Here is a 16031-nt window from a genome sequence, read left to right on the forward strand (position 1 = left end):
GATGGGAATTCGTAATACGCTCGACAAGCTCGAGCCGCATTTTCACCAGGGTGGTAAATACGAGAAGTTCTACGCGCTGTACGAAGCGGTCGATACGATCTTCTATACGCCCCCGGATGTGACCAAAAGCACGGCCCACGTGCGTGATGGCATCGACCTCAAGCGCATCATGATCACGGTGTGGCTGTGTACCTTCCCAGCGATGTTCTTCGGCATGTACAACGCCGGCCTGCAGGCCAACATGGCGATCGGTGACGGCTTCGGCGCGCTGAGTGGATGGCGTGAAGCCATCACCATGGCGCTGGCGGGTAGCCACGATCCCGGCAGCATCTGGGCCAACTTCGTGCTCGGCGCCACTTACTTCCTGCCTATCTATCTGGTGACATTCGCCGTCGGCGGGTTCTGGGAAGTGCTGTTCGCCGTCAAGCGCGGACATGAGGTCAACGAAGGCTTCTTCGTCACTTCCGTGCTTTATGCGCTGATCCTGCCGGCGACTATTCCGTTGTGGCAGGTAGCCTTGGGGATTACTTTCGGGGTCGTGATCGGCAAGGAAATCTTTGGCGGCACCGGCAAGAACTTCCTGAACCCGGCACTGACCGGTCGCGCTTTCTTGTATTTCGCCTATCCGGCGCAGATCTCCGGCGATAGCGTATGGGTCCCTGCCGACGGTTATACCGGCGCCACTGCGCTCTCTACGGCAGCACAGAACGGCATGGGGGCCGTGCAGCAAGCGTACAGCTGGTGGGACGCTTTCCTGGGCTTCATCCCCGGCTCGGTGGGGGAAACGTCGACATTGGCGATCCTCATCGGCGCGGTGGTCTTGCTGATCACGCGTATCGCCTCGTGGCGTATCATGCTGGGCGTGTTCGTGGGCATGGCATTGACTGCAATGCTGTTCACCTCGATTGGCTCTGACAGCAACCCGATGTTCGGCATGCCGTGGTACTGGCATTTCGTGCTCGGCGGCTTCGCCTTCGGGATGGTGTTCATGGCTACCGACCCGGTATCGGCATCGATGACGGACCGTGGCAAGTTGCTGTTCGGTCTCTTGATCGGGGTGATGACGGTCTTGATTCGCGTGGTCAATCCTGCGTTTCCTGAGGGCATCATGCTGGCGATCCTGTTCGCCAACCTGTTCGCGCCGATGATCGATCACTTCTTCGTGCAGGCCAATATCAAGCGCCGCCAGAAGCGTGATGCCGCGTATTCCACCGCGACAACCGAGGAGACCGCGTGATGGCCAGTAATAATTCCATCAAGAAGACGCTGACGGTCGCACTCGCGCTCTGCATCGTGTGCTCGGTGGTGGTATCGACCGCCGCCGTGGTCTTGCAGCCTACTCAGCAGAAGAACCAGGAGCTCGATCGCAAGAGCAACATCCTGCAGGTGGCTAATCTCTACGAGCCGGGGATGGACGTCGACGATGCGTTCGATGAGCTGATTACCTCGCGTGTGATCAAGCTTGAAACCGGCGAGTACAGTGATCGTTTCGATCCGCAAAGCTACGATCAGTTCGATGCCGCCAGAGATCCTGCGACATCACGCACCCTGTCCGGTGAAGAGGACAGTGCGGGCATCGGACGCGAAGAGATGTACTCGACGGTTTATCTGGTGGGTGACGATCCCGATGACCCCGAGCAGATCATTCTGCCGATTCGCGGACAGGGCCTGTGGGGGCTGATGCGTGGCTTCTTCGCCATTGAAGGCGATGGCAATACCATTATCGGGTTGTCCTACTATTCTCACTCCGAAACACCGGGGCTCGGCGGCGAGGTCGACAATCCTCGTTGGAAATCGAAGTGGAAAGGCAAGGAAATTTATGCAGAAGATGGCATGAGCCCCGATATCTCCCTGGTCAAGGGCGGCGCCGACAATGAGTATGAAGTCGATGCCTTGTCGGGTGCGACGCTGACGAGCCGCGGCGTTACCAACATGCTGCATTTCTGGCTGAGCGAGAGTGGCTTCGGCCCATATCTCGCCCGCTTCCACGGCAATTCCGAAGGAGCGTGAACATGGCTGCTGAGTCCGTAAAAGATGTTGTTCTCTCGCCGGTCTTCAAGAACAACCCGATCGCGCTGCAGGTGCTGGGGATTTGTTCGGCGCTGGCGGTAACCAACTCCATGAGTGTGTCGTTGGTCATGGGTCTGGCCGTTATCGCGGTCACGGCGTTTTCCAACCTGTTCGTTTCATTGATTCGTCAGCATATTCCGTCGTCTATTCGCATCATCGTGCAGATGACCATCATTGCCTCGCTGGTCATCGTGGTCGACCAAGTGCTCAAGGCGTATGCCTACGAGATGTCCAAGCAGTTGTCGGTCTTCGTCGGACTGATCATCACCAACTGCATCGTCATGGGTCGTGCCGAGGCCTATGCCATGCAGAACGGCCCCGCCATGAGCTTTCTTGATGGGGTCGGCAATGGCCTGGGCTATGCCGTGATCCTGTTGATCGTCGGCTTCTTCCGTGAGCTTTTCGGCTCCGGCAGCGTCTTCGGCTTCACGGTGCTGACGCCGGTACAGGATGGTGGCTGGTACGTGCCCAACGGCCTGATGCTGTTGCCGCCCTCGGCATTCTTTGTCATTGGTTTGATCATCTGGGTCATGCGGAGCATTCGTACCGAGCAGATCGAAAAAGCCGAGTACCGGATCGTGGCCAACAGCAAGGCTAAGATTAAGGAGTCCGTGTGATGTTCGAGCATTACCTGAGCCTCTTCGTCAAGGCAGTGTTCGTGGAGAACATGGCACTGGCTTTCTTCCTCGGCATGTGTACGTTTCTTGCCGTTTCCAAGAAGGTTTCCTCGGCCATTGGGCTGGGGATCGCGGTCGTGGTGGTGCTGACCATCACCGTGCCGGTCAACAACCTGATCCTGACGTACCTATTGAAGGAAGGGGCACTGACCTGGACAGGTCTTGAAGGCGCCGAAAATATCGACCTGTCGTTCCTGGGGCTGTTGAGTTATATCGGTGTCATCGCGGCACTGGTGCAGATCCTCGAGATGTTTCTCGATAAGTTCGTCCCCTCGCTCTATAACGCGTTGGGGGTTTTCCTGCCGTTGATTACGGTGAATTGCGCGATTCTTGGCGCTTCGCTGTTCATGGTCGAGCGTAGCTACAACTTCGGCGAGTCGGTGATCTATGGTGCCGGGGCTGGCTTCGGCTGGGCGCTGGCGATTGCGGCATTGGCGGGGATTCGTGAAAAGCTCAAGTACAGCGACGTGCCGGCCAGCCTTCAAGGGCTGGGGATTACGTTCATTACCGTCGGACTGATGTCATTGGGCTTCATGTCCTTCTCCGGCATCCAGCTCTAAGCAACGGAAATAGGAAACCGACATGGTTGATACATCCATCATCGTGATCGGCGTCGTCATGTTCACCGTGATCGTACTCGGTCTGGTGGCCGTGATCCTGACGGCGCGCAGTCGTCTGGTCAGTAGTGGCGACGTCTCCATCGAGGTCAATGGCGATCCCGAGAACACCTTGACGACCCAGGCCGGCGGCAAGTTGCTGCAAACACTCGCCGCCAATGGCATCTTCCTTTCCTCGGCGTGTGGCGGCGGCGGTTCCTGCGCGCAATGCAGATGCCGTGTGGTCGATGGCGGGGGCTCGATTCTGCCCACTGAGGAGTCTCACTTTACCCTGCGTGAGAAGAAGGAGGGCTGGCGGCTGTCGTGTCAGGTGCCGGTCAAGCAGGACATGAAGGTCGAAGTTCCCGAGGAGGTCTTCGGCGTCAAGAAGTGGGAATGCGAGGTCACCGAAAACCCCAACGTCGCCACTTTCATCAAGGAGCTCAACCTCAAGCTTCCCGAAGGCGAGGATGTGGCTTTCCGAGCCGGGGGCTATGTTCAGCTGGTGGCGCCGCCTTACGATATCAAGTTCTCGGACTTCGATATTGAAGATGAGTATCGCGGCGATTGGGACAAGTTCGGCCTCTTTAATATCTCCCACAAGAATGACGAGGAGATCATCCGTGCGTACTCGATGGCTAACTACCCGGATGAAAAGGGTATTCTCAAGTTCAATATCCGTATCGCGACGCCGCCGCCCAATACCGACCATCCCCCGGGGCTGATGTCGACGTATGCCTTCTCGCTCAAGCCGGGTGACAAAGTAACGGTGATGGGGCCCTTCGGTGAGTTCTTTGCCAAGGAGTCCGATGCGGAGATGATCTTCATCGGGGGTGGCGCGGGTATGGCGCCCATGCGCAGCCATATCTTCGATCAGCTCAAGCGCCTCGAATCGACGCGCAAGATCTCGTTTTGGTACGGTGCTCGCTCCTGGCGTGAGACCTTCTACAATGAAGAGTATGACCAGCTGGCCGAGGAGTTCGATAACTTCGAGTGGCACCTGGCGCTTTCCGACCCCCTGCCGGAAGACAATTGGCAGGGCGACACCGGCTTCATCCATAACGTGCTTTACGAGAAGTACCTCAAGGATCATCCGGCGCCGGAAGACTGCGAATACTATATGTGCGGCCCGCCCATCATGAACGCATCCGTCATCAAGATGCTGACCGACATGGGTGTAGAGCCTGAAAACATCATGCTGGACGACTTCGGCGGATGAGGCCGGCAGCATATTGTGCAGGACCGGTCTGGAAAGGGCTGGTCCTGTTTGCGTTATTGGTGCTGGTCGGTTGCGATCAATCGCCGCAGGCGCATCGCTTTGAGGGCCCCATTTTCGGCACGGGCTATCATGTGACCGTCTATGGCGACTTCAGCGACAAGCAACTCGCTTCGCTGGAGAACGGGATCAAAGAGTCGCTCGACGAGGTCGACCACCTGATGTCGACCTATAAGTCCGATTCGGAGTTGTCGCGTTTCAATGCCGCGCCGGTGAATGAGCCGTTCGAATTGTCCTCGCCCACAGCGAACGTGATCAAAGAGGCTATCGACATCGGCGATCTCTCGAATGGCGCATTCGATGTCACTATCGGTAGCGCAGTCAATCTGTGGGGCTTCGGTCCCGAGATGCGCCCGGACGAAGTGCCAAGCGATGACGAAATCGCCCAGGCGCTGGACAAGGTCGGCTACCAAGCACTGAAATTGAATGGCAATCGCCTGATCAAGACCAAGCCGGTGTATGTCGATCTTTCGGGTATCGCCAAGGGATTCGGGGTCGACCAAGTGGCGGCTCGTCTGGATGCGCTGGGCGTGACGTCTTATCTCGTAGAGGTCGGCGGCGAGATTCGCACACGGGGCGCAAAGCCGAATGGCGAGCCTTGGCGAATTGCCGTGGAAAAACCGATTTCTCGGGAGCGTAGCGTACAACGCGTGCTCGAACTCGAAGACGTGGCGGTGGCAACGTCGGGGGATTACCGCAATTATTATGAGGAAGATGGCCAGCGTTTTTCGCATACCATTGACCCGCGTACCGGTCGCCCGATCACGCATCACCTCGCCTCGGTGACGGTCGTGGCGGAACGTTGTTCGACGGCGGATGCCTTGGCGACAGCGTTGGAGGTTCTGGGACCCGAGAAGGGCATGGCGTTGGCTAACCGCGAGGATATCGCGGCGTATTTCATCGTCAAAAACGATGAGGGTTTCAAGACAGAGCTCAGTGAGGCGTTTCATACCTATCTTGCGGATGAGCCATCCGAAGGGGAAAAGCAATGACACTATGGCTTTTGGTGTTTGCATTGATGCTGTTGCTGCTGGCCGGTATGGCCATCGGCGTCATTCTCGGCCGTAAGCCTATCGCAGGCTCGTGCGGGGGGCTCAATCAGTTGGGCCTCAAGGAGGGGTGTGACATCTGCGGTGGGAATGACAAGGTTTGCGAAGAAGAGAATCAAAAGCGCAGCAAGAGTGCGCGTCGTTCCAGCGACGAGAACCGGGGCGCCGACCTCGGTTACGACGCCGTTCGACGCTGATCGCACTCGTCAATCAATACTGACGCTGGAATCGTTGGTTGAGTCCAAGGCGCCCTAGGGCGTGTCCCGACATGATATCGCGGGAAATCCGGGTATGTGCCCTGAAAGCGGCACGCCTCGTCACCCCCCGCTTGCCGTGGCCAGTCTTGCGTTGAGGCTTATCGCAGCGGTTCCTCATGCATCGAGAGGAGCAGGCGAACCTAATGGCAGTTCACAATTATGATGTGGTGGTGATTGGCTCGGGGCCCGCAGGAGAAAGCGCTGCGATCAACGCGGCCAAGCACGGCAAGCGCGTGGCCATCGTCGAGAAGCAGCAAGCGGTGGGTGGTAACTGCACTCACTGGGGGACGATCCCGTCCAAAGCGCTACGCCACCAGGTCAAGCAGATCATGCAGTTCAACACTAACCGCATGTTCCGCGACATCGGCGAACCGCGTTGGTTTTCCTTTCCTCGCGTGCTGGAACGTTCCAAGGTGACCATCGACCAGCAGGTCGAGATGCGCACTCAGTTCTATTCGCGCAATCGGATCGATCTTTTCTTCGGCGTGGCGAACTTCCGTGACGAGCACACCCTAATCGTGCGGGACAATCAGGAAGGCGTCGAGGAGTTGTGCGCTCAGCAGTTCGTGATCGCCACGGGCTCTCGCCCTTATCGTCCCGCTGACATCAACTTCCGGCATCCACGCATTTATTGTTCGGACACCATCCTGGGGCTTTCCCACACGCCCCGCACCTTGATCATCTTCGGGGCCGGGGTGATCGGGTCCGAGTATGCGTCGATATTTTCCGGGCTCGGCGTCAAGGTCGACTTGATCGATATGCGCGAGCGTTTGCTGTCGTTCCTCGACGACGAGATCAGCGATGCACTTTCCTACCATCTGCGCCAGAACGGCGTATTGGTGCGTCATAACGAAGACTACGAAAGCATCGAAGGCGATGAGTCCGGGGTCATCGTCAAGCTCAAGTCCGGCAAGCGCCTGCGAGCGGATGCGTTTCTGTGGGCCAATGGGCGTACCGGTAATACCGATCAATTGGGACTGGAAAACATCGGCCTCGAACCCAATGGGCGCGGTCAGCTACAGGTCGATGAGCATTATCGCACCATGGTGCCGCATATCTATGCCGTTGGGGATGTCATCGGTTGGCCGAGTCTGGCCAGCGCTGCCTACGACCAGGGCCGTAGCGCCAGCGATGACTTCCTGGAAGAAGACTTCCGCTTCGTCGAGGACATACCCACTGGCATCTACACGATTCCCGAGATCAGCTCGGTGGGCAAGAACGAGCGTGAGTTGACTGAAGCCAAGGTGCCCTACGAGATAGCGCAGGCGTTCTTCAAGGACACCGCACGTGCGCAGATTACCGGGGACACGGTAGGGATGCTCAAGATCCTTTTTCATCGCGAGACACTCGAGATTCTGGGCATTCACTGCTTCGGCGACCAAGCCTCCGAGATTGTACATATCGGCCAAGCCATCATGCAGCAAAAGGGCGAGGCCAATACTCTGAAATATTTCATCAATACCACCTTCAATTATCCGACCATGGCCGAGGCATATCGCGTTGCCGCGCAAAACGGCCTGAATCGCATATTCTGATATGAGCCGACATGGGCTCGTAGTTCGAGAGCCTTAGGCGTTCGCCGGCATGGTTCGGCATGCAATGAGCCGGCACAAGTGCCGGCTCATTGCGTTGGTACCTATTAGCACAAGGAGGTTTCATGTATCGGGAAGACAAGCAACATAGCGACGAAACGACGTTCACACTGGGGCGCGAGGAATTGGTCATCCACCGCCGTCATGAATTGGCCAGTACCGTGAACGATCTCTTGGTGGGGCTGTGGTTCACGATCGGTAGTGTCTGTTTTTTCTATCAAGGAAGTATCAAGGAAGCGGGTATCTGGTTGTTCGTGTTGGGCAGTTTGCAACTACTGGTTCGCCCGGTGATCCGTTTGCATCGTCAGCTTACTCTCAAGCAGTTGCCGTCCAGTAGTCAGGAATTCTGAGGCGACTATCGGTAGCGATAGACCCTCAGGCTGGGCAGGAAGGGCGTGTCCTCGAGTTTCGTGTCGGCGCGTTGGGCGCGGGTGCGCGTGCTGGGTGGTGTCGCCTTCGGGGTGTTGTGCGAAGGCAGGCGACCGTCCTCGCTGGGAATGAAGAGAGGTAACGGCAGATTCATGGCACGTCGCATGCGCCCATCCGCGAGCGCTTCGCGAAAGAACAGATTGGCGCGCATGACGGGGGCCTGGGTTTGTACCTGTGCCAATGGCTCGCTATCGGGGATGTCCGCCAAGTGACGTAGCTGAATGCGAATGTGCGGACTCTCGGTATCCATTTCCATAAGTCGCCGTTCGGCATCTCGCACGCTCAGTCGCTTGATGGAGCGCCCGCTGGTATACCAAGCGAGACGCACACGCGAAAGCGGTGCATCCGCCACGGGTAGGTGGCGCCAGCATTGCTTGAGGTGTAGACGCGCCAAGCCTTGGCCGCGTAGATGGTCGTGTAGCGTGGGATGGCGAAAGGGTAGTACGGCCTTGATTTCGGGGAGCAGGCTCGGTGCATCCTGACGAATCTCGGCCAGTGTCGCCGCGAAGGTTTGCTTGGCGTGATTGATGTCGGCGACGTAGGCCAGCAATGTGGAGTCGGCCGCAATCAGGCCGATGTAATTGCGCGTCGCGCGACCGTCCTGGCCGTCTTGATACCAGAAGTCGAGCAGTGCATGGCGTAGCCACGCGATATCGAAAGGGATACCGCCCAGTATCCAGCCCTTCGGAGGCATGTGTTCGACATGGCCGATGAGTGCCTCGCAGGTTTCGATGACATGATCGAAGTCATGCTCGAGCCGAGCCAAGAGGTGATATTGTAGCTCCATATTTATACCGTTATCTAATTTCCAATGGCCACATAATGGCAAGCCTGGTGCGTCTTCGCAAGTATGCCTAGCATACAACGTCGGTCGTGGGGGATGGGCAGCGCTTGCTCATGGATGGCGGGCCAGTGCGGCCCGCTAATCAACGATCGCGATAACGCTTGGTGAGATCGGCGTAAGCATCGACGCGTCGGTCACGCAGGTAGGGCCAGGCCCGCCGCACTTGCTCGCTACGTGTCATGTCGAGCTCGGCCAGTAGATGTGTCGTGTCATCGTCGGCCTGGGCCAATATCTCGCCCTGTGGGCCGCAAATGAAACTGCCGCCCCAGAAGTCGATGCCGGACGTCGCATTCGAGGGGTCTACTTCGTGGCCTACGCGATTGGCGACCATAACCGGTAGACCATTGGCCACACCGTGTGAGCGCTGAATCAACGTCCAGGCATCCTTTTGCCGTTGCTTCTCGGGGTTGTCGTCGGGCGGGTGCCAGCCGATGGCGGTGGGATAGAGCAAGAGATCGGCACCGGCGAGGGCCATTAGGCGCGCGGCTTCCGGATACCATTGATCCCAGCACACCAAGACACCGAGCCGGCCGACAGACGTCTCGATGGGCTCGAACCCGGCCTTTTCTTCGGCATCGCCGGGTGTGAAGTAGAATTTTTCGTAGAACCCGGGATCGTCAGGAATATGCATTTTGCGATAGTGGCCGACGCGACCGCGCTGACGGTCGAAGACCACAGCCGTGTTGTGATAGAGCCCGGCGGCGCGGCGCTCGAAAAGCGAGCCGACGAGTACTATGTCGAGCTCGGCGGCCAGGTCGGCCAGACGCTGAGCACTGGGGCCGTCGAGCGGTTCGGCCAGATCGAACAGGCGGTCGTCTTCGGTCTGGCAGAAGTAATGCGTGGCATGCAGTTCCTGAAGCAGAATCAGCTCGGCGCCTTTCCCTGCCAGTTCACGCACACCGGCGTCGCTTGCCTGCAGGCTGCGGTCTTTGTCGGGCCAGGCTTGTTGCTGAACGAGTCCTACCTTGAGCGTCGAGGACATGGCGTCACTCCTTATTATTGGCGCTGCTGTCATTGGCACCGCGGTCATTGGCCTCGGCGGTGGGGGCGGTGAAGAAAGCGCCGCGTGGCAGCTGCATGGTCAGGCAGTGGAGGCTGCCATGTTGGCGGATCACGGTGCGACAGTCGATGGGAATGATATCGCGCCCGGGGAACGCACTGGCCAGTGCCGTTAGGGCCACGCCATCGGCGGCATCGGCATAGGTGGGCACGAGGACCGCACCGTTGATGATCAGGAAGTTGGCATAGGTAGCGGGCAGGCGATGGCCGTCATCGGCGTCATAGCATGCGCGGGGTAAAGGCAGGGGGATGAGGCGATAAGGCTCGCCATCGGCGCGCTGAAAGGCCTTGAGTTCGCTTTCCATCTGCGCCAACGCGGAGAAATGCGGGTCGTCAGGGTCTTCGCAGCGCACATATGCAATGGTCTCGGCATCGCAAAAGCGGGCGAGGGTGTCGATGTGGCTATCGGTATCGTCACCTTCGAGATAGCCTTGAGTGAGCCACAGGCAACGTTCGATGCCCATGTCGTCGCGCAAGGCGGCCTCGATCTCTTCACGCGTCAGGTGTGGGTTGCGGTTGGGATTGAGCAGGCAGGCTTCGGTGAGCAGTAATGTGCCATCGCCGTCGCCGTCGATGGCGCCGCCTTCCAGAACCATTTCGCGCGCCTCCCGCAGGGCAGCGTAAATGCCAATATCCGAGAGGGTCGCGGTTAGCGCATCATCGCGTTCGGCGGCGAACTTGCCACCCCAGCCTGTGAAACGATAATCGAGCAGTACGATCTGGCCGTCGCGTTCGATGGAAATTGGCCCGTGGTCGCGGGTCCAGGTATCGTCCGACGGCGCTTCAATGAGATGCCATTGCCTTGGATGAATGCCCAAGCGGGAAAAGCGTGAATCGAGGCGTTGGCGTGTTGCGTCATCGGCGACGATAACCAATACGGGCTGGTATCGTGTGATCGCCACGACCAAGGCTTCCAGAGAGGCTTCGATACGCTCGAGAAGAGGCTCCCAATCGCTTTCGGCGCTGGGCCATGTGAGTTGAATGGCGTCTTGGGGATGCCATTCGGGGAACAGGCGTGGGAGCATTGCGGTCTCCTATGGGGATTGAGGCTCGACCCCGTGTCAGGATTTCGTTGTCATATCCATGATGACGGCGGCCGCGGCATTTTAGTCTTCGCCGACACGGATGCAAGTATCACCAGGCGCTGCCCATTATGACGCCATTGAATGGTTTTTTCGCCTTCATTGGCTCATGCAGGAGCATGCAAAAACACGTACCATGAGCCCGGCTCATACCAAGGAATCGATGTCGATGCTGGATCGCTTGCCGTTTCTTATCGGATTGCGCTATGTACGCGCGAAACGTCGCAACCATTTCATTTCATTCATATCCCTGACGTCCATGCTGGGCTTGATGCTGGGCGTGGCGGTGTTGATCCTCGTCTTGTCGGTCATGAACGGTTTCGATCATGAATTGCGGACACGCATATTGGGCATGGTGCCGCATACCAAGATCGAAGCCCAAGGGGGCATGACGGACTGGAAGACACTCGCCGAGCGCCTGGAGAAGCGTGACCACGTCATTGGCGCGGCACCGTTCGTTCAACAGCAAGGCATGTTTTCCTCCGAAGGACGCACCCAGGGAGCAATGGTCAACGGAATCGTGCCGAGCTATGAAAGCAAGGTGTCGATCATCGACGAGCACATGACGCGAGGCTCGCTAGACGATCTTGCGCCCGGCGAGTGGCATGTGGTGCTGGGTGACTTGCTGGCACGCAACCTTGGCGTGGGCGTGGGGGACCGCGTGACATTGCTGGTGCCCGAGGCGTCGATCACGCCGGGGGGTGTCTTTCCACGTCTCAAGCGTTTCACCGTCAGCGGCATCTTCAAGATAGGCGCCGATCTCGACGCCAACCTGGCCTATGCCAACATCAAGGACATGCAGAAGCTGGGTCGTATGGGGGACTCGGTTGGTGGACTGCGCCTGGAGCTGGATGATCTCTTCCAGGCGGGGCCGGTCACCAATGCGATCGTGGACGACCTGGGCAGTGGTTATCGTGGGGTGGACTGGACCTATACCCACGGCAATCTGTTTCAGGCGATCCAGATGGAAAAACGCATGATCGGTCTGCTGCTGATGGTGATCATCGCCGTGGCGGCATTCAACATCGTTTCCACACTGGTGATGGTGGTGACGGACAAGCACGCCGACATCGCGATCTTGCGGACCATCGGTGCCAAACCGGGAACCATCATGCGTATCTTCATGGTCCAGGGCATGGCGATCGGAACCATTGGCACGGTTGTGGGCATGGCGCTCGGCGTGGTGCTGGCGTTGACGGTGTCGGACTTGATTGCCTGGTTCGAGGCATTGACGGGTATTCAGTTTCTGGACCCCAATGTCTATTTCATCAGCTATCTGCCCTCGCAACTTCAGTGGGGCGACGTGGGGATCATCGCGGGATCGGCTTTCGTGCTGACATTCCTGTCGACGCTGTATCCCGCTTGGCGTGCGGCGCGTATTCAACCGGCCGAGGTATTGCGTTATGAATGAGGAAACCGCGATGGCATCGAGTGGCAATCCCGCGTTCGCCGACAATGAGATCATGCTGCAGTGCGATGGTTTGACGCGTATTTATCGCGAGGGCCCGCAGGACGTCACCGTGCTTGATGCGCTGGAGTTGGAAGTGCGTGCCGGTGAGCGCGTTGCCGTAGTGGGTAGCTCAGGGTCAGGCAAGACCACATTGCTCAACCTCTTGGGTGGTCTCGACCACCCGAGTGCGGGGCATGTACGCATTGCCGGTCAGTCGCTGTCCGAAATGGGGGAAGCTGCACTGGGCAGCTTTCGCAATCGCCATATCGGCTTCGTGTATCAGTTCCACCATCTGTTGGCGGAGTTTTCGGCGCTGGAGAATGTCGCCATGCCGCTGTTAGTGCGCGGGCAAAAGCGGCAGGAGGCGCAGGAAAAGGCGCGTGACATTCTTTCCAAAGTGGGCATGGCAGAGCGTTGCGAGCACAAGCCGGGCGAACTCTCGGGCGGGGAGCGGCAACGCGTGGCGATCGCCCGCGCCTTGGTGACCGATCCCAGTCTGGTGCTGATGGACGAGCCGACCGGTAATCTTGATCAGACCACGGCGGGCAATATCCTGTCGCTGATGGATAGCCTTGCCGCGCGTAGTGCCTGCGCCTTCATCATCGTCACCCACGACACCGGCCTCGCCGCCCACCAGGACCGCGTGATGCGCCTCGATCAGGGGCGCTTGAGCGAGGACTGAGTGAGGACGTTACGTCTGACGCTGGCGGCGCCGTCGTGCGCGGCGCTTCCAGCTTCTCGCCACTTGCCAACGCCAGATCAGTCGAATGATCAGGTTGCTGAGCAAGCCCACGATGATCGCCACCACGAGCGAGCCCGTCAGCAAGGCGGGCAAGATATCTGCCATTTTCTCGGCAATCCACGCCGTCGACAGCCTGTCGGGCATGTGGCGTGCGGGTGAATCGAGCAGCCATGCTCCGACGCGGTAATTAAAGTAGAAGATCACCGGTATGGTGAGTGGGTTGGTCAGCCAGACGAGGCTAACCGACAATGGCAGGTTGCAGCGCAGCAGCCAAGCGCCGAAGGCAGCGACGACCATCTGTAATGGGATCGGTAGTAGCGCAACGAAAAGACCCACCATGAAAGCATTGCCAACGCTACGGCGCGACAGCATCCATAGGGACGGGTCGCCCAGCAGGTGATGCATGAAACGCAGCGATTTTTGGCGTTTCAGCGTTTCCGGCCGGGGCATGTAACGCTGCAGAAGTCGGCGGGGCATGATCCACGAGCTATCGAAGTGTCGATTCATTATCCATACAACCCTGGGCTCTCGCTATCGTTGCGCGTCAGCGCGCAGCAGTCGATGATATATCACCATTAACTAAGAAAAGGATGGTGAATGAATCTGGGTTGGGCGATGCCGCTGGCCTTGGCGGCACTCGCCGGCAGCGTCTGGGGCTGGTGGGGGCTGGCGGGTAGTGTCTGCGTGTGGGGGATGGCCGTTCTGTTGGCTGTGGGATGCGGCCGCTGGCGGTGGCTCGCGATGCTCGTCGTGGCCGGGCTATGCGCGTGGCAGGTTACCGAGCAGCGCGTAGGCACGTTGCCGGAGGGCTTATCGCGTCAGGATGTCACGCTTGCCGGGAAGGTGACGCAGGTAAGTGAAGATCAAGGGCTGACGCGCATGCGCGTCGCGGTCACGCACTGCGCGCCTCGAGAGGCCGGTTTACCATCATGCGATGCGCTTTCACGGGTGCGATTGTCCTGGTACGACGCGCCGCCCTTGCAGGTCGGTGACCATTGGCGATGGCGCGTGCGTCTGCGTCCGCCGCAGGGGTTTGCCAATGGTTATGGCTTCGATTACGCGGCCTGGCTATGGCGCGAGGGCATCCAGGCGACGGGGTATGTGCGTGATTCGTCCGTGACACAGCGGTTGAGTGCCGCGTCTTCGAACATGCGCGATACCGGCTTGGCATTTCTGGATACACAGGGATTGTCCGAGCTTGCTACTCGCTGGTTGGCGGCGCTTACCCTGGGCGCTAGCGAGCGTCTGACGCAAGACGACTGGGACTTGCTCAACGCGACCGGCACCACGCACCTGATGGTCATATCCGGGCTGCATGTCGGCTTGGTGGCAAGCGTGGCGCTGGTGTTGCTACGCCTGCTAGCGAGAGGCGTGACACCAGGGCATTGGCGCCTTGCGACCTGGCCATGGTGGTTGGCGGGGGTTGCGACACTGGCATATGCGGGCATGGCGGGGTTCGAGCCGCCCGCGCTACGCGCCACGGTGATGGCCTTGCTGGGATTGTGGGTGGCCAGCGGACGTCATGCGCCAGGGCCCTGGCAGGCCTGGTGGCTGGCGTTGCTAGTGATCGTGGTGAGTGATCCGCTTACGGTGTGGCGCCCAGGATTGTGGCTATCGTTTCTGGCGGTGGGCGTACTGATCGCGGCATGGCAGGGACGCCCCGCGCCGCGTGGGGTGAAGGGGTGGCTATGGGCATTGGGACGTTCGCAATGCCTGCTGGCACCCTTCATGGCCGCCGCCGTGCTGATCGGCTTCGAGCGGTTGGCACCGGTGGGGCCACTGGTCAACCTGCTTGCGGTGCCTCTGGTCGGCAGCATCATGGTACCGCTGGGGCTGCTGGGTTGGGCGCTGGCCTGGTCGCCGAGTCTGGCGATGGTGCCGTGGGGGATGTTCGATGGGCTCGCGCAGGGCGTCTGGAAAGGGCTGACATTGGCCGCCGCGTGGCTGCCTGTGTGGTCGCCGCCGATATGGGAGACATGGCCGCTGGCGTTGATCATGGCCGCGTTGGGCGCGGTATGGTTGATCCCTGGACTGGTGGGGTATCTACGCCTGTGGGCCTCGGTGAGTCTGATCGCCCTGGCGTTCGTCCTGCGTCCGCCCGGTATCGCGCCGGGGCGGGTCATGGTTATCGTGCACGATGTGGGGCAGGGGCAGCTGGTTGAGCTGCGCAGTGCCACGCAGCGTTTGCTGTTCGACACCGGGCCACGCTATGGCTCGGGATTCACTCCCGCTGAGTCGCTGTGGCCATCAGGACGGCGCTTCGACGATGTCATCGTCAGTCATAGCGATCGCGATCACGCCGGTGGTGTGGAAACGATTGACGAGATGCATCATGTCGCGCGCTGGTGGGGGCCGCCGGGGATGCCTGTAGGCATCGCCACACATGCGTGTCGCCGGGGCGTGGGTTGGCAGCGAGATGGCGTCGACTACCGGTTTCTATCGCCCGTGGCGAGTGACGTGACGCGTTCCGACAATGATCGTTCGTGTGTGCTGCAGGTAACGGCTGGCGATCAGCGCTTGTTGATCACGGGGGATGCGGGGAGCGACATCGAGAGGCATTTGCTGGCGGGACTCAAGACTCCGTTGACGGTCCTGGTCGCGGGGCATCATGGCAGTCGTACCAGTTCTTCGCCGGCGTTCGTGGCCCGCACGCAGCCGGAGCACGTCATCTTCAGTGCCGGCCGTGACAATGCGCATGGGCACCCACATCCCGAGGTGGTGCGCCGTTTTCGTCGCGCCGGCAGCTGCCTGTGGAATACCGCCACGGACGGGGCGTTGCGTTTTACGCTGGGCGTACCGGTGCTGCGCATGCATCCGGTACGCCCGCCCGGCGGTGTCGAAGGGGCGTGCATTGGGGTAGAATCCGGCGATTGATGCTCGTGCATCGTATTCGGAACGGCATACCGCC

Annotated in this window: 16 protein-coding genes; 12 read left to right on the forward strand and 4 right to left on the reverse strand. The window is 59.4% G+C overall.

What is annotated here, in order from left to right:
• The first annotated feature begins 1 nt into the window (after nt 1).
• The 9 genes from SR908_RS15220 to SR908_RS15260 all read left to right on the forward strand — a co-directional run bounded on the left by SR908_RS15220 (nt 2) and on the right by SR908_RS15260 (nt 7867).
• A complete protein-coding gene (locus SR908_RS15220; RefSeq protein WP_075367883.1) occupies nt 2–1237 on the forward strand; it encodes an NADH:ubiquinone reductase (Na(+)-transporting) subunit B in 1236 nt (411 codons plus the stop codon).
• Nucleotides 1234–2010 carry a Na(+)-translocating NADH-quinone reductase subunit C gene (locus tag SR908_RS15225; protein WP_097023238.1) on the forward strand — a complete coding sequence of 259 codons (777 nt, stop codon included), beginning with the start codon at nt 1234–1236 and terminating at the stop codon, nt 2008–2010. The genes SR908_RS15220 and SR908_RS15225 overlap by 4 nt, the downstream gene beginning before the upstream one ends.
• A gap of 2 nt (nt 2011–2012) precedes the next feature.
• Nucleotides 2013–2687 (forward strand): NADH:ubiquinone reductase (Na(+)-transporting) subunit D, encoded by a 675-nt coding sequence (locus SR908_RS15230; RefSeq protein ID WP_075367885.1) that lies wholly within the window; start codon nt 2013–2015, stop codon nt 2685–2687.
• The gene (gene nqrE / locus SR908_RS15235) at nt 2687–3307 is read left to right on the forward strand and encodes an NADH:ubiquinone reductase (Na(+)-transporting) subunit E (protein WP_040243701.1); all 621 of its coding nucleotides are present in this window, start codon (nt 2687–2689) and stop codon (nt 3305–3307) included. The genes SR908_RS15230 and nqrE overlap by 1 nt, the downstream gene beginning before the upstream one ends.
• 22 nt (nt 3308–3329) lie before the next feature.
• Nucleotides 3330–4562, forward strand: coding sequence for an NADH:ubiquinone reductase (Na(+)-transporting) subunit F (gene nqrF / locus SR908_RS15240; RefSeq protein ID WP_246921187.1), 1233 nt, complete (start codon nt 3330–3332; stop codon nt 4560–4562).
• Entirely contained in the window at nt 4559–5611 is a 1053-nt protein-coding gene (locus SR908_RS15245) for an FAD:protein FMN transferase (RefSeq protein WP_246921184.1), read from the forward strand. Before nqrF ends, SR908_RS15245 begins: the two co-directional genes overlap by 4 nt.
• Nucleotides 5608–5865 (forward strand): (Na+)-NQR maturation NqrM, encoded by a 258-nt coding sequence (gene nqrM, locus SR908_RS15250; RefSeq protein WP_097023241.1) that lies wholly within the window; start codon nt 5608–5610, stop codon nt 5863–5865. The genes SR908_RS15245 and nqrM overlap by 4 nt, the downstream gene beginning before the upstream one ends.
• Nucleotides 5866–6041: 176 nt before the next feature.
• Nucleotides 6042–7460 (forward strand): Si-specific NAD(P)(+) transhydrogenase, encoded by a 1419-nt coding sequence (gene sthA, locus SR908_RS15255; RefSeq protein WP_261505550.1) that lies wholly within the window; start codon nt 6042–6044, stop codon nt 7458–7460.
• A 122-nt stretch (nt 7461–7582) separates the two neighbouring features.
• Complete coding sequence (locus SR908_RS15260) at nt 7583–7867, forward strand: YrhK family protein (protein ID WP_246921179.1); 285 nt, start codon at nt 7583–7585, stop codon at nt 7865–7867.
• Between the two features lie 5 nt (nt 7868–7872).
• Here SR908_RS15260 and SR908_RS15265 read toward each other — a convergent pair whose 3' ends face one another.
• The 3 genes from SR908_RS15265 to SR908_RS15275 all read right to left on the reverse strand — a co-directional run bounded on the left by SR908_RS15265 (nt 7873) and on the right by SR908_RS15275 (nt 10874).
• Entirely contained in the window at nt 7873–8733 is an 861-nt protein-coding gene (locus SR908_RS15265; RefSeq protein ID WP_246921176.1) for a DNA replication terminus site-binding protein, read from the reverse strand.
• A gap of 139 nt (nt 8734–8872) precedes the next feature.
• On the reverse strand, nt 8873–9772 hold the full coding sequence (locus SR908_RS15270) for a carbon-nitrogen hydrolase (protein ID WP_246921173.1): 900 nt from the start codon (nt 9770–9772) through the stop codon (nt 8873–8875).
• A gap of 4 nt (nt 9773–9776) precedes the next feature.
• The gene (locus SR908_RS15275) at nt 9777–10874 is read right to left on the reverse strand and encodes an agmatine deiminase family protein (RefSeq protein WP_246921169.1); all 1098 of its coding nucleotides are present in this window, start codon (nt 10872–10874) and stop codon (nt 9777–9779) included.
• A gap of 226 nt (nt 10875–11100) precedes the next feature.
• On the opposite strand from SR908_RS15275, the gene SR908_RS15280 reads away from it, so the two are divergent.
• Nucleotides 11101–12342, forward strand: a complete 1242-nt coding sequence (locus SR908_RS15280; RefSeq protein ID WP_246921168.1) for a lipoprotein-releasing ABC transporter permease subunit — start codon at nt 11101–11103, stop codon at nt 12340–12342.
• Entirely contained in the window at nt 12335–13063 is a 729-nt protein-coding gene (gene lolD, locus SR908_RS15285) for a lipoprotein-releasing ABC transporter ATP-binding protein LolD (protein ID WP_245846408.1), read from the forward strand. The genes SR908_RS15280 and lolD overlap by 8 nt, the downstream gene beginning before the upstream one ends.
• Before the next feature lie 9 nt (nt 13064–13072).
• On the opposite strand, the gene SR908_RS15290 is transcribed toward lolD, so the two are convergent.
• A complete protein-coding gene (locus SR908_RS15290) occupies nt 13073–13600 on the reverse strand; it encodes a DUF2062 domain-containing protein (RefSeq protein ID WP_097023340.1) in 528 nt (175 codons plus the stop codon).
• Between the two features lie 120 nt (nt 13601–13720).
• On the opposite strand from SR908_RS15290, the gene SR908_RS15295 reads away from it, so the two are divergent.
• The gene (locus SR908_RS15295; protein ID WP_246921165.1) at nt 13721–15997 is read left to right on the forward strand and encodes a DNA internalization-related competence protein ComEC/Rec2; all 2277 of its coding nucleotides are present in this window, start codon (nt 13721–13723) and stop codon (nt 15995–15997) included.
• Nucleotides 15998–16031 lie beyond the last annotated feature (34 nt).

Source organism: Chromohalobacter canadensis (genome assembly GCF_034479555.1).
Classification (GTDB): domain Bacteria; phylum Pseudomonadota; class Gammaproteobacteria; order Pseudomonadales; family Halomonadaceae; genus Chromohalobacter; species Chromohalobacter canadensis.

What these genes read in the sequence shown, in the direction of transcription:
- SR908_RS15220 (WP_075367883.1), top strand. Translation starts at nt 2, where the DNA reads ATGGGAATTCGTAATACGCTCGACAAGCTCGAGCCGCATTTTCACCAG.
- SR908_RS15230 (WP_075367885.1), top strand. Translation starts at nt 2,013, where the DNA reads ATGGCTGCTGAGTCCGTAAAAGATGTTGTTCTCTCGCCGGTCTTCAAG.
- nqrE (WP_040243701.1), top strand. Translation starts at nt 2,687, where the DNA reads ATGTTCGAGCATTACCTGAGCCTCTTCGTCAAGGCAGTGTTCGTGGAG.
- nqrF (WP_246921187.1), top strand. Translation starts at nt 3,330, where the DNA reads ATGGTTGATACATCCATCATCGTGATCGGCGTCGTCATGTTCACCGTG.
- SR908_RS15245 (WP_246921184.1), top strand. Translation starts at nt 4,559, where the DNA reads ATGAGGCCGGCAGCATATTGTGCAGGACCGGTCTGGAAAGGGCTGGTC.
- nqrM (WP_097023241.1), top strand. Translation starts at nt 5,608, where the DNA reads ATGACACTATGGCTTTTGGTGTTTGCATTGATGCTGTTGCTGCTGGCC.
- sthA (WP_261505550.1), top strand. Translation starts at nt 6,042, where the DNA reads ATGCATCGAGAGGAGCAGGCGAACCTAATGGCAGTTCACAATTATGAT.
- SR908_RS15260 (WP_246921179.1), top strand. Translation starts at nt 7,583, where the DNA reads ATGTATCGGGAAGACAAGCAACATAGCGACGAAACGACGTTCACACTG.
- SR908_RS15265 (WP_246921176.1), bottom strand. Translation starts at nt 8,733, where the DNA reads ATGGAGCTACAATATCACCTCTTGGCTCGGCTCGAGCATGACTTCGAT.
- SR908_RS15270 (WP_246921173.1), bottom strand. Translation starts at nt 9,772, where the DNA reads ATGTCCTCGACGCTCAAGGTAGGACTCGTTCAGCAACAAGCCTGGCCC.
- SR908_RS15275 (WP_246921169.1), bottom strand. Translation starts at nt 10,874, where the DNA reads ATGCTCCCACGCCTGTTCCCCGAATGGCATCCCCAAGACGCCATTCAA.
- SR908_RS15280 (WP_246921168.1), top strand. Translation starts at nt 11,101, where the DNA reads ATGCTGGATCGCTTGCCGTTTCTTATCGGATTGCGCTATGTACGCGCG.
- lolD (WP_245846408.1), top strand. Translation starts at nt 12,335, where the DNA reads ATGAATGAGGAAACCGCGATGGCATCGAGTGGCAATCCCGCGTTCGCC.
- SR908_RS15290 (WP_097023340.1), bottom strand. Translation starts at nt 13,600, where the DNA reads ATGCCCCGCCGACTTCTGCAGCGTTACATGCCCCGGCCGGAAACGCTG.
- SR908_RS15295 (WP_246921165.1), top strand. Translation starts at nt 13,721, where the DNA reads ATGAATCTGGGTTGGGCGATGCCGCTGGCCTTGGCGGCACTCGCCGGC.